We start from the raw sequence: 15,362 nt of genomic DNA, 5'->3' as shown, positions 1-15,362 counted from the left end.
AGCGTTTTTTGTACTCGTATTTTATTCTGACAATCTTTTAGTTTTGGCAGTATGAATGTTAAATTACGAACGTATACTTTAAGTGGTTTATTTTATTATTAATCCTTCTTCTTCGGCTTAAAAATAAAAGTACCTATTGGGAATTTTTTCTGAATTGTTTTTAATGCTTTATCAGCTTCCAATCGCGTTCTAAAATTACCAACCCAAATTTTGTAGTTTGGTGTTTCGTAAACGAGCTTTGAAGGCCATGAATTAAACGAGCTATCAAATTTGTTTTCCGCACTTTCAGCACCGCTTCTAGAACCTGAATAAATTTGGATTTTATAGCGATCACTATCTTCATCTTCATTATTTATCTGTTTTTTTAACTTTAATAATGCTGTAATTTCTGGATCTTGATTTACTTCAACCGTGCCTTCTTGCGCCAAAACGAAACTACTACTAAGTGTTAATCCTAAAGATAAACAAAGGATTTTTAGGGTTTTAATGTTCATGTTCAATATATATTTAATGCAAATGTAAAAGTATTAAACGAAAGAAAATGTATTTTTCTTATTTAGAATTTTTCTAAATTGTAAATTAAGACTTCTTTAAGATTTCAAAAATGGACTTTAAGTATTACTTTTGTCTAAGTTTTTTAGAACTGTATTTTTATATATAGATGAAAAAATCGTACCAAAGTTTAGAAGTAAATTCAATCAACAATATGAAACAGGTGATTCACCGCAGATTAGGTCTTAATGTTTTTCATTTTTGCTTAATTTTTTTAATAGCGTTTTCAACAACTCTTTCTGCACAAGATGGAGATGTTGCAGCTGGTAAAGCATTATTTAATGCTAATTGTGCTTCATGCCACAAATTAGATAAGAAAATGACAGGTCCTGCATTGCGTAATGTAGAAACTCGTTTATCTGACGACGAAGGTTTGGATAGAGCTTGGATCTATGCATGGATTAAAAATAGTGCAGGCATGGTTAAATCTGGAGATGCTTATGCAAACAAGATTTATAAGGAGTATAATGGTACTGCTATGACTGCCTTTCCACAGTTAGCAGATGCAGATATTGATAATATATTGGCTTATACGGCTGCAGAGGCTCCGGCTCCAGTTGTCGTACCGGGTCAAGTTGTAAATGCTAATCCTTCTGGTGATACATCTTCAAATGGATTAATTTTAGGAGCATTAGCTTTATTGTTTGCCTTGTTGGCAGGAGCATTGTTTTTAGTAAATAAAACTTTACGTCGTTTTGCAGATGAAAAAGGTGTTGAGTTAGCAGCGAAGCCAAAACGAACGCCTTTATGGAAGGCTTTTGCTGAAAATCAATTTTTAGTTTTAGTTACTGCTATATTCTTTTTATTAGCTTCAGCATATTTTGTTTATGGTTACTTTATGCAAGTTGGAGTTAATCAGGGTTACGAGCCAGTTCAAGAAATACACTATTCTCATAGAATACATGCAGGAGATAATGGAATCGATTGTAAATATTGTCACTCTTCGGCGAGGGTTAGTAAAACATCTGGTATCCCTTCTTTAAATGTTTGTATGAATTGTCATAAGTCTATTTACGAAGTAGCTCCAGAAACACAGGCTGAAGGTGTTGCTGAGTACGGTGTAGATTATAATTCTGAAATCAAAAAGCTATATAAGGCTGTTGGTTGGGATGATGCAGAACAAAAATACACAGGTGAAACGAAGCCGGTTAAATGGACAAGAATTCATAATTTACCTGATTTTGCTTACTTTAATCACTCTCAACACGTTTCAGTTGCAGGTGTTGAATGTCAAACTTGTCATGGACCAGTAGAGGAAATGGAAGTTATGTATCAGTTTGCTCCATTAACAATGGGTTGGTGTATTAACTGTCACAGAGAGACTAATGTCAATGTTAAGGATAACGAATACTATACTAAAATTCATGAACAACTGTCTAAAAAATATGGTGTAGAGGAATTAACAGCTGCACAGATGGGTGGAACAGAATGTGGGAAGTGTCATTATTAAAGACATCGTTTTTAATAATATCTACGAAAGTGGAAATTTTATAAGAGTAAATTAATAATAAATTAAGAAGTAATTCAATTATATAATATGTCATCAAACAAGAAATACTGGAAAAGTGTTGAGGAGCTAAAAGATAGCTCTATTGTTGAGACGCTAAAACAAAACGAGTTTGTAAACGAAATCCCTACAGATGAGTTTCTTGGAGACAAGGAGGCATTAGAGGCTTCTTCTACAACGCGTCGTGATTTCTTAAAGTACGTCGGTTTTAGTACAGCGGCAGCTTCGTTAGCGGCTTGTGAAGGGCCGGTAATTAAATCAATACCTTATGTAGTTCAGCCAGATTCTATCATTCCTGGTGTAGCAAACTACTATGCAACAACGATTGCAGATGGTTTTGATTTTGCAAGTGTTTTAGTAAAAACTCGAGAAGGTCGTCCAATTAAAATTGAAAACAATAATCTTGGTGCTACAGATGGTGGTGCAAATGCAAGGGTTAATGCATCAGTTTTAGGATTATATGATAGTTTAAGAGTTAAAAGTCCAATGAAAGGCGAATCTGCTATTTCATGGTCTGCTTTTACTTCAGAGACGACTCAAAAATTAAATGCATTAAAAGACGGTGGAAAGCAAATTGTGTTATTAACACAGACATATGCAAGTCCAACTACGTCTAAATTAATTGCAGAATTTAAAGAAAAATATGGTAATGTAAATCATGTAGTATATGACGCTGTTTCAGAGTCTGCTGCATTAGATGCATTTCAAGCAAAATATAACGAAAGAGGTTTAGCTGATTATAATTTTTCACTAGCTGCAACAATAGTTGCATTTGGTGCGGATTTCTTAGGAGATTGGCAAGGAGGAGGATTTGATAGTGCATACTCTCAAGGACGTGTTCCAACAAATGGAAAAATGTCTCGCCATATTCAGTTTGAATCTAATATGTCTTTAGCTGGAGCAAATGCAGATAAACGTGTTCCTTTAACACCAAGTCAGCAAAAATTAGCTTTAGCAAAATTACATAGCTTATTAGTTGGTGGGTCTTTTTCGGGAAGTTTACCAGCAAATATTGAAAAGGCAGTACAAGATGCAGCTTCAGAATTAATAAAAGCTGGAAGTGCAGGTGTTGTAGTAACAGGTCTTCAAGATGTAAATGCACAAACGGTTGTTTTAGAAATTAACGAAGCTTTAAGTAGTAAGGCTTTCAATTCTAAAAAACCTATTAAGACAAGACAAGGAAATGATAAGGCAGTTATGTCTTTAGTTGCTGATATGAAGGCAGGTAAAGTTGGTGCTGTTATTATGAGTGGTGTAAATCCACTATATACATTATCGAATGCTTCAGATTTTGCTGAAGGATTAAAAAACACTGAATTATCTATAGCTTTCTCTATGAAAGCAGATGAGACAGCTTTAGCATCGCAATATATTGCAGCAGCACCTCATTACTTAGAAAGTTGGGGAGATGTAGAGTTAAAGAAAGGTCACTTCGGTTTAATTCAACCTACTATTCGTCCTTTGTTTGATACGAAACAATTTCAAGACATTTTAATGCTTTGGAATGGTAAAGATGAAAAGTATAGTGATTATATTAAAACACTTTGGAATTCAGAGATATTAGGTGGTGCATCATTCAACCAAGCACTACATGATGGATCTTATATATCAAAATTCTCAGGAGATTTAGTTGAAGATACAACTGAAACTTCAGAAGAAAATGTAGAAACACCATCTGGAAACGCGGCAAGAGCATTAGCCTCTAGTGCAACTTCAAATGGAATGGAACTTACTTTATATACTAAAGTAGGAATGGGTGATGGGCAACAAGCAAACAATCCTTGGTTGCAAGAGTTTCCAGATCCTATTACAAGAACAACTTGGGATAACTATTTAACTGTTTCAGGAGCAGATGCTAAAGCTTTAGATTTAGTTAATGAGCACGAAGCAACAGGAGCATTAAATGGTAGTTATGCTGATGTTACAGTAAATGGAACTAAAATTACTGTTCCAGTAATTATTCAACCAGGTCAGGCTAAAGGTTCAGTTGGATTAGCATTTGGTTATGGTAAAAAGGCAGGTTTAAAAGAAGAGATGCAAACTGGAGTTAATGCTTATGCATTATATCAAGGTTTCAACAACATACAAAATGTAACTGTAACAAAAGCGACTGGTATGCACGAGTTTGCTTGTGTGCAATTGCAAAATACTTTAATGGGTCGTGGTGACATTATTAAAGAAACTACACTTGAGGTTTTTAATACTAAGGATAAGAAACATTGGAACGCTGTTCCTATGGTATCTTTAAATCATGAAGAAGTAGAAGTAACTTCTCCTGATGTAGATTTATGGGATGAATTTGATCGTTCAATTGGACATCACTTTAACTTATCTATCGACCTTAATGCTTGTACAGGTTGCGGTGCTTGTGTAATAGCTTGTCACGCAGAAAATAATGTACCAGTTGTTGGTAAAGAAGAAATACGTAGAAGTCGTGATATGCACTGGTTGCGTATTGATAGATACTATTCATCTGAAGATTCTTTTGAAGCTGATGATGCTAAAAAAGAAGGTTTCGAAGGTTTATTTGGAGATAATGGTTCTTTAGGAGGATTCGGTGAATTAGAACATCCTGCGGATAATCCACAAGTAGCTTTTCAACCAGTAATGTGTCAACACTGTAATCATGCTCCTTGTGAGACTGTTTGTCCAGTAGCGGCTACATCACATGGTCGTCAAGGTCAAAACCATATGGCTTATAACCGTTGTGTAGGTACAAGATATTGTGCTAACAACTGTCCTTATAAAGTACGTCGTTTTAATTGGTTCCTATATAACGGAAACGATGAGTTCGATTACTTTATGAATGATGATTTAGGTAGAATGGTTATTAATCCAGATGTAACAGTACGTTCTCGTGGTGTCATGGAAAAATGTTCTATGTGTATTCAAAAAACACAAAAGACTATTCTTGATGCAAAACGTGATGGACGTGTTATTAAAGATGGTGAATTCCAAACAGCATGTTCTTCTGCTTGTAGCAATGGAGCGATGGTATTTGGAGATATAAACGATAAAGAAAGTAAAGTTGCAAAACTTTTAGAAGATGATCGTATGTATCATTTATTGGAGAGTGTCGGTACTAAACCTAATGTTCAGTATCATACTAAAGTGAGAAACACGAGAGCATAAAAAGAATTAATTAACGAACAATTTAAAAGGATTATGGCGTCTCATTACGAAGCACCTATTAGAAGACCTTTAGTTACAGGCAACAAATCATATCACGATGTAACCGTAGATATAGCAGCACCTGTAGAAGGAAAAGCCAACAAGCATTGGTGGATTGTATTTTCAATTGCATTAGTAGCTTTCCTTTGGGGAGTTGGATGTATGGTTTATACAATATCTACTGGAATTGGAACTTGGGGATTAAACAAGACCGTAGGTTGGGCTTGGGATATTACTAACTTCGTTTGGTGGGTTGGTATTGGTCATGCAGGAACATTAATTTCTGCAGTACTATTATTATTCCGTCAAAAATGGAGAATGGCAATTAACCGTTCTGCAGAAGCAATGACAATTTTCTCTGTTGTACAAGCAGGTTTATTTCCAGTTATTCACATGGGTCGACCATGGTTAGCGTATTGGGTATTACCAATACCAAATCAATTTGGATCTTTGTGGGTAAACTTTAACTCACCTCTACTTTGGGATGTATTTGCTATCTCCACGTATTTATCTGTTTCATTGGTTTTCTGGTGGACAGGTTTATTACCAGATTTTGCAATGTTACGTGATAGAGCAATAAGACCTTTCCAAAAGAAAATATACAGTCTATTAAGTTTTGGATGGACAGGTAGGGCTAAAGATTGGCAACGTTTTGAAGAAGTGTCATTAGTGCTTGCTGGTTTAGCAACGCCATTAGTACTTTCTGTACACACGATTGTATCTTTTGATTTTGCAACATCTGTTATTCCAGGTTGGCATACAACTATATTCCCTCCTTATTTTGTTGCAGGAGCAGTATTTTCTGGTTTCGCAATGGTTAACACTTTACTTATTATTATGAGAAAAGTGTGTAGCTTAGAAGACTATATAACAGTACAACATATCGAATTAATGAACATTGTAATTATGATTACAGGTTCTATTGTGGGTGTGGCTTATATAACTGAGTTATTTGTAGCATGGTATTCTGGTGTAGAGTACGAACAGTACGCGTTCTTAAATAGGGCAACTGGACCATATTGGTGGGCTTATTTATTAATGATGAGTTGTAATGTATTTTCTCCACAATTTATGTGGTTTAAAAAATTAAGAACGAGCATTATGTTCTCATTCTTTATCTCATTAGTAGTGAACGTTGGAATGTGGTTTGAGCGTTTTGTAATTATTGTAACATCATTACACAGAGATTACTTACCATCTTCATGGACAATGTTTTCTCCAACGTTTGTAGATATTGGAATTTTTATTGGAACTATAGGGTTCTTCTTTGTATTATTCTTATTATATTCAAGAACTTTCCCAGTAATTGCCCAAGCCGAAGTTAAGACGATCTTAAAATCTTCTGGTGATAAGTACAAGAATTTAAGAGATTCTGGAAAGACACTAATGGGAACTGGAGCAGATGCTAGAACATCGGTTGTGACAAATTTCGATAATAAAGAACAAAATAATAATAACGAGTAGCATATGGAAACTTCAAAAGTAATTCACGCTATTTATAACGATGATGATGTTTTAATGGCAGCTGTTAAATCAGTGAAAGCTAAAAGACATCACATTGATGAAATATATACTCCATTTCCTGTCCATGGACTAGACAAGGCAATGGGATTAGCGCCAACAAGAATAGCAATCGCGGCTTTTATGTACGGTTGTGTAGGTTTAGTAGTAGCCACTTTAATGATGAATTTCATTATGATTGAAGATTGGCCGCAAAACATTGGTGGTAAACCAAGTTTTAGCTATTTAGAAAATATGCCAGCATTCGTACCTATTATGTTCGAATTAACGGTTTTCTTTGCAGCACATTTAATGGTAATAACATTTTATTTACGAAGTAGAATGTGGCCATTCAAAAAAGCCGAAAATCCTGATCCTAGAACAACTGACGACCACTTTTTAATGGAAATCGCTGTTCACGGTAACGAAAAAGAATTGCACGATTTACTTTTAGAAACTGGTGCAGTTGAAATAAACGTAGTAGATAATACGCATTAATTATAGACAATGAAGAGCATTTTTAACATAACAATATTAGCGCTGATTTTAGTGTCGATTGTAGCTTGTAAGAAAGATTCGAGACCGAATTATGAATACATGCCTAATATGTACGAATCAGTAGCATACGAAACATATCAAGAATCTGGTGCTTTCGCAAACGGAGTAGAAGCTCAGTTACCGGCAGAAGGTACAATACCTAGAGGTTATACACCTTTCGATATTGATAACACTACAGAAGGTTATAATGAAGCTAAAGTAAGTTTAAAAAACGTTTTAGATTCTACTCAAGTAGATTACGCAAAGGGTAAAGAGCTATTTGATATCTATTGTGGTATTTGTCACGGAACGAAAGGTGACGGTAAAGGAAAGTTAGTGCAAAGAGAAAAGATTCTTGGTATACCAAGTTATGATGATGCTGGAAGAGCAATTACTGAGGGTAGTGTTTATCATACTATCTACTACGGTAAAAACGCTATGGGCTCCTATGCAAATCAGTTAAGTTACGAAGAGCGCTGGCAAGTAGTTTCATATGTTATGAAATTGAAGGCAGATTTAGAAAAATAAGATATAGTTAAAGATTATATAATGGAATACAAAATTTCAAATAGACTAAGATTAACTGCAATCATTTTAATGGTCGTAGGACTATTAGGTGTAGGCTATGGCTTTATAACTTCAAATAAATCATTTGCTGAAGTAGAGACTATGTTGGCAAGTGAAACACATCATGGAGATGGTCATAGTGAAGCTGCAGGTCACGTAGAAGAAACACATCAAGTAGAAACTGTTAGGCATGGTGATCATGGATCAGACGCTGCGCATGATGAAGGTCATGAAGTAGTAGATGAGCATACAAAACATGTAAATCATGTAATGCATGCAATGCATAACAGACCGTGGTCGGCTTTTTATGTTGCAGCATTCTTTTTCATGATGATTGCATTAGGAGCATTAGCATTTTATGCACTTCAATATGTTTCTCAATCTGGTTGGTCTCCATTAATCTTAAGAGTAATGGAAGGTATAACTGCTTACTTGTTACCAGGTGCTTTAATAGTTTTAGCTATTGCTGTTGCTTCAGGAACAATTGGTCATTTTAATATATTTGTTTGGATGAATCCTGATATGGTTGATCCTAGTAGTGCTGATTTTGATAAATTAGTCGCAGGTAAAAAAGGCTGGTTAAACACATGGGCATTTGCAATTAGAGGTTTAATTTTTATTGCAGGATGGTCTCTATATAGACATTTTTCAAGAAAATTTTCTATTGCCCAAGACAAAGCAAATGATAATAAAAACTTTAAAAAGATTTTCCGTATATCTGCAGGATTCTTAGTGTTCTTTTTATACACTGAATCGATGATGTCATGGGATTGGATAATGAGTGTAGATCCACATTGGTTCTCAACATTATTTGGCTGGTATGTATTAGCAGGAATGATGGTTTGTGGTATTACCGTAATTGCTTTTATAACTTTATATTTAAAGAGTAAAGGTTTATTACCAAATGTAAACGATAGTCATATTCATGATTTAGCTAAGTTTATGTTTGCTTTTAGTATTTTCTGGACTTATTTATGGTTCTCCCAATTCATGTTAATTTGGTATTCAAACATACCGGAAGAAGTAACATACTTCGTAACTAGAATTGAAGATTATAAATTACCATTCTTTGGTATGTTAGCTATGAACTTTATCTTTCCATTATTATTATTAATGAACAGTGATTACAAGCGTGTTCCTTGGTTTGTTGTAATGGCGGGTGTTGTAATATTAGGAGGTCATTATATTGATATTTTCAATATGATTATGCCTGCATCAGTAGGTGATCAATGGTACATTGGAATTCCAGAAATTGCATCTTTACTATTCTTTGCTGGATTATTTATCTTTATTGTATTTACTGCACTTACAAAAGCACCATTAGTACAAACAAGAAATCCATTTATTAAAGAAAGTGAGCATTTTCATTATTAATAACACAATTAAATAAAGAAGAACGACAACAATGACGGCTTTATTATCAATTTTAGTATTAGTATTTATTTTAGTTGCCATCTGGCAGATGGTCAAGATATTCGATTTAACCCAAAGCGATTCTGTGGATGGAAATAATCAAGTAGCAAACGACAAAGACAATAAATTAAATGGTTATTTAATGATAGGTTTTTTAGCCTTCATTTATATTATCACAATTTGGAGTTTTGTTGAGCTTGGTGATTTACCATTAATGTCTAACTCAGCTTCTGAACATGGTCCAGGAGTAGATAGTTTAATGATTATCTCAATGGTAGTTATTTTCATCGTACAGACAATAACACAGTTTTTATTACACTATTTTGCTTTTAAGTATAGAGGTGAAAAAGGTAAAAAAGCTTTGTTTTATGCAGACAACAATAAGTTAGAAGCTATTTGGACAATTATTCCAGTAATAGTGTTAGCAGTATTGATTATTCAAGGTTTATTTACTTGGACAACAATCATGAATGTTAATGAAGATAACGATCCTTTAGTTGTAGAATTATATGCTCAACAATTTAACTGGAAAGCACGTTATAGTGGAGCAGATAATACTTTAGGTAAAGCTAACGTTAGATTAATAGATATAGATCGCGCTAATATTTTAGGAGTAGATGAAGCTGATCCTTATGCTCAAGATGATATTATCACTTCAGAATTACATTTACCAGTAGGACGCCCAGTTTTATTTAAAATGCGTTCTCAAGATGTTTTACACTCGGCTTATATGCCTCACTTTAGAGCGCAAATGAACTGTGTTCCAGGTATGATAACCCAATTTGGTTTCACTCCAACTGTCACTACTGTGGACATGCGTGATACTCCAGAGATGAAAGATAAGGTTACAAACATTAATAAAATTAGAGTTGATAAATCTAAGGCTTTAGTAGCTAAAGGAGAAGAGGCTTTAGAACCTTACACATTCGATTATTTATTATTATGTAATAAAATTTGTGGTAAATCTCACTACAATATGCAAATGAAAATAATAGTTGAAACTCAAGAAGAATATGATGCTTGGATTAGAACTCAAAAGGAATTCAAGAATTCTCTAGTAAATAATTAATAAAAGATTATAAAGATATATAGATTATGTCAGCACAAGCAGATACTCACGACGCTCACGACGATCACCACCATAAAGAAACTTTCATAACTAAATACATATTTAGTATTGATCACAAAATGATAGCCAAGCAGTACCTTATTACTGGTACTATTATGGGTGTTATAGGTGTGATAATGTCTTTAATGATGCGTATGCAAATTGCATGGCCAGAAGAGCCTAATGTAATTTTTGAAGCATTATTAGGCAAATGGGCACCAGATGGTGTTATGGATGCAGATATTTATTTAGCATTAGTAACTATACATGGTACCATAATGGTATTCTTCGTACTTACTGCAGGTTTAAGTGGTACGTTTAGTAACTTACTTATTCCGTTGCAAATTGGTGCACGAGATATGGCCTCTGGATTCTTAAACATGGTTTCTTACTGGTTATTTTTTATCTCTAGTGTTATCATGGTATCATCTTTCTTTGTTGAAGCTGGACCAGCAGCAGCAGGTTGGACAATTTATCCTCCATTAAGTGCGTTGCCAATGGCACAAGGAGGTTCTGGAATGGGAATGACGTTATGGTTAGTAGCTATGGCTATATTTATCGCTTCTTCATTATTAGGATCTTTAAATTATGTTGTAACAGTTATAAACTTAAGAACAAAAGGAATGTCTATGACTAGACTTCCATTAACAATTTGGGCTTTCTTTGTAACAGCTATAATTGGTATAGTTTCTTTCCCAGTATTGTTATCTGCAGCATTATTATTAATAATGGATAGAAGTTTCGGCACATCGTTCTTCTTATCAGATATATTTATACAAGGAGAAGTATTACATTACCAAGGAGGTTCTCCTGTATTGTTCGAACACTTATTCTGGTTCTTAGGACACCCAGAAGTATATATTGTAATCTTACCAGCAATGGGATTAGTGTCAGAAATTATGGCTACTAATTCACGTAAACCAATTTTTGGTTACCGAGCAATGATTACTTCAATCTTAGCTATTGCATTTTTATCAACAATAGTTTGGGGACACCATATGTTTATCTCAGGAATGAATCCATTCTTAGGTTCTGTGTTTACGTTCACAACATTATTAATTGCAATACCATCAGCAGTAAAAGCATTTAACTGGATAACAACTATATGGAAAGGTAATATTCAAATGAATCCTGCCATGCTATTCTCTATAGGTTTCGTATCTACATTCATAACAGGTGGTTTAACAGGAATTATTCTTGGAGATTCTGCTTTAGATATTAACGTTCATGATACTTATTTCGTAATCGCGCATTTCCACTTAGTAATGGGTATATCTGCACTTTATGGTATGTTTGCAGGTATTTACCATTGGTATCCTAAAATGTTTGGTAGAATGTTAAATAAGAAACTTGGTTATATCCACTTCTGGATTACAGCTATTTGTGCTTATGGAGTATTCTTCCCAATGCACTTTATCGGTATGGCTGGATTACCAAGACGTTATTATACAAACTCTAATTTCCCATTATTCGATGATTTAGCTGATACAAACCAGATCATTACAATATTCGCATTAGTAGGTGGAGTTGCTCAATTAATATACTTATGGAATTTCTTTAGTAGTATATTCTACGGTAAGAAAGCAGTTCAAAACCCATGGAGAGCTACAACGCTTGAGTGGACAACACCAGTGGAACATATTCACGGTAACTGGCCAGGAGAAATACCTCATGTACACAGATGGTCTTACGATTATAGTAAACCAGGACATGACGTTGATTTTGTAATGCAAAACGTTCCTTTAAAAGAAGGAGAAGAAGAATTACAACATTAAAAAATGACTTTGTAAAAAGGGTCTCTCACTACTGAGAAATCATAACATATTAAAAAGCCTTTCAGTCTAATAAAAACTGAAAGGCTTTTTCTTTATATTTGTGTAAGCTGAAGTTATTCGGTTGTAATTTAACTCATGGAATAATGAGTTTTAAATAGTATTAAATAAGAATACCGCTTTCGCGGAAAGGCCCATGAACGAAAACCTAGATCCTTCCAACGATAATTTTTCTTCTGAAGAGTTTGACATCGAAAAAACATTAAGACCACTATCTTTTGAAGATTTTTCTGGTCAAGACCAAGTGTTGGAAAATTTAAAGATTTTCGTTGAAGCTGCTAACCAAAGAAATGAAGCTTTAGACCATACATTATTTCATGGCCCTCCAGGCTTAGGTAAAACTACTTTAGCAAACATACTTGCTAATGAGTTAGATGTAGGCATTAAAGTTACTTCTGGACCAGTTTTAGACAAGCCAGGTGACTTAGCAGGTTTATTAACTAACCTTGATGATAGAGATGTGCTTTTTATTGATGAGATACATCGATTAAGTCCAATTGTAGAGGAATATCTTTATTCTGCAATGGAAGACTTTAAAATAGATATCATGATTGAGTCTGGACCAAACGCAAGAACGGTTCAATTAAATTTAAACCCATTCACTTTAGTTGGTGCAACCACACGTTCTGGTTTACTTACTGCACCAATGCGAGCACGTTTTGGAATCCAGAGTAGATTACAATATTACGATACTGAATTATTAAGTACAATTATACAACGTAGTGCGCAAATATTAAATGTGCCAATAGCTATGGAAGCTGCAATAGAAATTGCAGGTAGAAGTAGAGGAACACCTAGAATAGCAAATGCGTTATTACGTCGTGTTCGTGATTTTGCTCAAATAAAAGGTAATGGAAGCATAGATATTAAAATTGCAAAGTTTTCTCTCGAAGCTTTAAATGTTGATGCTTATGGGTTGGATGAGATGGATAATAAAATTCTGTCGACAATAATCGATAAATTTAAAGGAGGACCAGTAGGTGTTTCAACCATTGCAACAGCAGTAAGTGAAAGTTCAGAAACTATTGAAGAAGTTTACGAACCTTTTTTAATTCAACAAGGTTTTATTATGCGTACTCCTAGAGGTAGAGAAGTCACAGAGTTAGCGTACAAACATCTCGGAAGAGTAAAAGGTCCAACTCAAGGAGGATTATTTTAATATATTGCTGTTAATGTAGGAATCTTCAATATATGATAAACAATAAAGCTAAATACACAAGTTTAATTAAAACCGAAGCCAAACGCCTCGGTTTTTTGTCTTGTGGTATTAGTAAAGCTGAATTTTTAGAGGTTGAAGCACCACGACTAGAAAATTGGCTTAATAAGAATATGAATGGAGAAATGAGTTACATGGAAAACCATTTCGATAAACGTTTAGACCCAACAAAATTAGTCGACGATTCTAAAAGTGTTATCTCTCTTTTACTTAATTATTATCCTTCAGAAGCACAAAAAGATACCGAAGCACCAAAACTTTCTAAATATGCCTATGGTCACGATTATCATCACATTATTAAGTCTAAGTTAAAAGAGCTTACGCATTTTATTCAAGATGAAATAGGCGAAGTAAGTGGAAGAGCATTTGTAGATTCTGCACCAGTTTTAGATAAAGCTTGGGCTGCAAAATCAGGTTTAGGTTGGATAGGCAAGCATAGTAATTTATTAACACAGCGTGTAGGTTCTTTTTATTTTATAGCCGAATTAATAATAGATTTAGATTTGGAATACGATCACGCTACAACAGACCATTGCGGAACGTGTACCGCTTGTATAGACGCGTGTCCAACACAAGCAATTACAGAGCCCTATGTTGTTGACGGAAGTAAGTGCATAAGTTATTTTACAATAGAACTAAAAGATCAATTACCTAACACAATGAAAGGTAAGTTTGATAATTGGATGTTTGGTTGCGATGTTTGCCAAGATGTGTGCCCGTGGAATAAATTCTCTAAGCCACATAACGAACCACTTTTTAATCCGCATCCGGAGTTATTAGATATGACTAAGAAAGATTGGGAAGAAATTACTGAAGATGTGTTTAAAAACGTTTTTCAAAAAAGTGCAGTTAAGCGTACTAAATTTTCAGGATTACAACGAAATATAAATTTCTTGAAATAATTCTTTCTGTATTGAAAGGATAGGTAATTTATCTCGACTATTAAATATTAATTAAAAAGATAATAATAAAATGAAAACATCAATTAAATTTCTAGGTCTATTTTTAGTATTAAGTATTGTTGCTTGTAAGCAAACAAAAAAAGAAGAAACAAATATTAAAGAGGATGTGGAAATAGCAGAAAATCAATATAATATTCCAAATTCTTGGATTCAAAAAAGAGTAGATGCTGCTAATAAAAGACTTAATGCTACAGACGCGGGTAAAGTTTTATGGAGTGCAATGGAAGCTCATGGAGGTTTAGACAAATGGTATGGAAATGGATATTTCTCTTTACAGTTTAATTATCAACCAGTAAATGGTAAAGGTATTAGAAACTCATACCAAACCATAGATACTTGGAGTAACAAAGCAAGACATAATAGTATTAAAGATCCAAGCTCTATTTTTGGATGGGACGGTAAAGAAGCTTGGATAAAAGCTAAGGATAGTACATCTTTTGAATACGATACTAAATTTTGGGCTTTAACACCATTATACTTTTCTGGTCATCCTTTTGTTTTGGATGGTGAAGGAGTAAATTTAGAGTTATTGCCAGAAACAGAGTTTCAAGGAGGGACTCAAAAAGTAATTAAAGCAACATATAGTGCAGGTGTTGGTTCTGCACCAGACGATTATTATATTTTATATATTAGTTCAAAAACTAATTTAGTAACTGCTTTTAAATATATTGTTTCTTATCCTGAGTATTTTCCAAATGGTGGTCATGCTCCAGAAAAAATAACAGTGAGCCAAGAAAAAACAGTTGTAGATGGAGTTGTTTTTGCTAAAGGTTTTAAAACCTATTGGTCTACTAAAGATAAGGATGGTTTAGGTGAATATATTACCAAAATAGATGTTAGTGATATTAGTTTCTCTCCAACTGTAGAAGAAGGATTCTTCTCTAAGCAAGAAGGAGCAATAATACTTGAATAATATTTAATTAAAAGTAATTCTATTTAAAAAGGCTTAGCACTCATTAGTGTTAAGCCTTTTTTCTTTTTAAATTGAAAAGTAATT

General features: G+C 34.0%; 12 protein-coding genes. 11 read left to right on the top strand and 1 reads right to left on the bottom strand.

Going from position 1 to position 15,362, the window contains the following annotated elements; genetic code table 11:
- Positions 1 to 98: 98 nt before the first annotated feature.
- Positions 99 to 494 carry an SPOR domain-containing protein gene (locus tag ASC44_RS07105; protein ID WP_055446919.1) on the bottom strand — a complete coding sequence of 132 codons (396 nt, stop codon included), beginning with the start codon at positions 492 to 494 and terminating at the stop codon, positions 99 to 101.
- 212 nt (positions 495 to 706) lie between these two features.
- Between ASC44_RS07105 and ASC44_RS07100 the strand changes: the two genes are divergently transcribed.
- The 11 genes from ASC44_RS07100 to ASC44_RS07050 all read left to right on the top strand — a co-directional run bounded on the left by ASC44_RS07100 (position 707) and on the right by ASC44_RS07050 (position 15,278).
- Positions 707 to 2,002 carry a c-type cytochrome gene (locus tag ASC44_RS07100; protein ID WP_055446921.1) on the top strand — a complete coding sequence of 432 codons (1,296 nt, stop codon included), beginning with the start codon at positions 707 to 709 and terminating at the stop codon, positions 2,000 to 2,002.
- Positions 2,003 to 2,089: 87 nt separating this feature from the next.
- Positions 2,090 to 5,191, top strand: coding sequence for a TAT-variant-translocated molybdopterin oxidoreductase (locus ASC44_RS07095; protein WP_055446918.1), 3,102 nt, complete (start codon positions 2,090 to 2,092; stop codon positions 5,189 to 5,191).
- Positions 5,192 to 5,224: 33 nt separating this feature from the next.
- Entirely contained in the window at positions 5,225 to 6,694 is a 1,470-nt protein-coding gene (gene nrfD, locus ASC44_RS07090; RefSeq protein ID WP_055446917.1) for an NrfD/PsrC family molybdoenzyme membrane anchor subunit, read from the top strand.
- 3 nt (positions 6,695 to 6,697) lie between these two features.
- Positions 6,698 to 7,228, top strand: coding sequence for a DUF3341 domain-containing protein (locus ASC44_RS07085; protein ID WP_055446916.1), 531 nt, complete (start codon positions 6,698 to 6,700; stop codon positions 7,226 to 7,228).
- A 9-nt stretch (positions 7,229 to 7,237) separates the two neighbouring features.
- On the top strand, positions 7,238 to 7,795 hold the full coding sequence (locus ASC44_RS07080; protein ID WP_055446915.1) for a c-type cytochrome: 558 nt from the start codon (positions 7,238 to 7,240) through the stop codon (positions 7,793 to 7,795).
- A gap of 21 nt (positions 7,796 to 7,816) precedes the next feature.
- A complete protein-coding gene (locus tag ASC44_RS07075; protein ID WP_055446914.1) occupies positions 7,817 to 9,208 on the top strand; it encodes a hypothetical protein in 1,392 nt (463 codons plus the stop codon).
- Between the two features lie 31 nt (positions 9,209 to 9,239).
- A complete protein-coding gene (locus ASC44_RS07070) occupies positions 9,240 to 10,316 on the top strand; it encodes a cytochrome c oxidase subunit II (protein WP_055446913.1) in 1,077 nt (358 codons plus the stop codon).
- Between the two features lie 26 nt (positions 10,317 to 10,342).
- On the top strand, positions 10,343 to 12,130 hold the full coding sequence (locus ASC44_RS07065) for a cytochrome c oxidase subunit I (RefSeq protein WP_055446912.1): 1,788 nt from the start codon (positions 10,343 to 10,345) through the stop codon (positions 12,128 to 12,130).
- Positions 12,131 to 12,323: 193 nt separating this feature from the next.
- Positions 12,324 to 13,346: a Holliday junction branch migration DNA helicase RuvB gene (ruvB, locus tag ASC44_RS07060; RefSeq protein WP_055446911.1), complete on the top strand. Its 1,023-nt coding sequence runs from the start codon at positions 12,324 to 12,326 to the stop codon at positions 13,344 to 13,346.
- Between the two features lie 32 nt (positions 13,347 to 13,378).
- Complete coding sequence (gene queG, locus ASC44_RS07055) at positions 13,379 to 14,305, top strand: tRNA epoxyqueuosine(34) reductase QueG (RefSeq protein ID WP_055446910.1); 927 nt, start codon at positions 13,379 to 13,381, stop codon at positions 14,303 to 14,305.
- A gap of 70 nt (positions 14,306 to 14,375) precedes the next feature.
- Positions 14,376 to 15,278 carry a hypothetical protein gene (locus tag ASC44_RS07050; protein ID WP_055446909.1) on the top strand — a complete coding sequence of 301 codons (903 nt, stop codon included), beginning with the start codon at positions 14,376 to 14,378 and terminating at the stop codon, positions 15,276 to 15,278.
- The last annotated feature ends 84 nt before the right edge of the window (positions 15,279 to 15,362 follow it).

The organism is Lacinutrix mariniflava (genome assembly GCF_001418015.1).
Classification (GTDB): Bacteria; Bacteroidota; Bacteroidia; order Flavobacteriales; family Flavobacteriaceae; genus Lacinutrix; species Lacinutrix mariniflava.
Note: the sequence above shows the minus strand (reverse complement) of the source record. Positions and strands in the feature narration are given on the sequence as shown.

Excerpts from the sequence above, each read along its gene's own strand:
- nrfD (WP_055446917.1), top strand. The coding sequence starts at position 5,225 with ATGGCGTCTCATTACGAAGCACCTATTAGAAGACCTTTAGTTACAGGC.
- ASC44_RS07070 (WP_055446913.1), top strand. The coding sequence starts at position 9,240 with ATGACGGCTTTATTATCAATTTTAGTATTAGTATTTATTTTAGTTGCC.
- queG (WP_055446910.1), top strand. The coding sequence starts at position 13,379 with ATGATAAACAATAAAGCTAAATACACAAGTTTAATTAAAACCGAAGCC.
- ASC44_RS07105 (WP_055446919.1), bottom strand. The coding sequence starts at position 494 with ATGAACATTAAAACCCTAAAAATCCTTTGTTTATCTTTAGGATTAACA.
- ASC44_RS07080 (WP_055446915.1), top strand. The coding sequence starts at position 7,238 with ATGAAGAGCATTTTTAACATAACAATATTAGCGCTGATTTTAGTGTCG.
- ASC44_RS07095 (WP_055446918.1), top strand. The coding sequence starts at position 2,090 with ATGTCATCAAACAAGAAATACTGGAAAAGTGTTGAGGAGCTAAAAGAT.
- ASC44_RS07100 (WP_055446921.1), top strand. The coding sequence starts at position 707 with ATGAAACAGGTGATTCACCGCAGATTAGGTCTTAATGTTTTTCATTTT.
- ASC44_RS07085 (WP_055446916.1), top strand. The coding sequence starts at position 6,698 with ATGGAAACTTCAAAAGTAATTCACGCTATTTATAACGATGATGATGTT.
- ruvB (WP_055446911.1), top strand. The coding sequence starts at position 12,324 with ATGAACGAAAACCTAGATCCTTCCAACGATAATTTTTCTTCTGAAGAG.
- ASC44_RS07065 (WP_055446912.1), top strand. The coding sequence starts at position 10,343 with ATGTCAGCACAAGCAGATACTCACGACGCTCACGACGATCACCACCAT.
- ASC44_RS07075 (WP_055446914.1), top strand. The coding sequence starts at position 7,817 with ATGGAATACAAAATTTCAAATAGACTAAGATTAACTGCAATCATTTTA.
- ASC44_RS07050 (WP_055446909.1), top strand. The coding sequence starts at position 14,376 with ATGAAAACATCAATTAAATTTCTAGGTCTATTTTTAGTATTAAGTATT.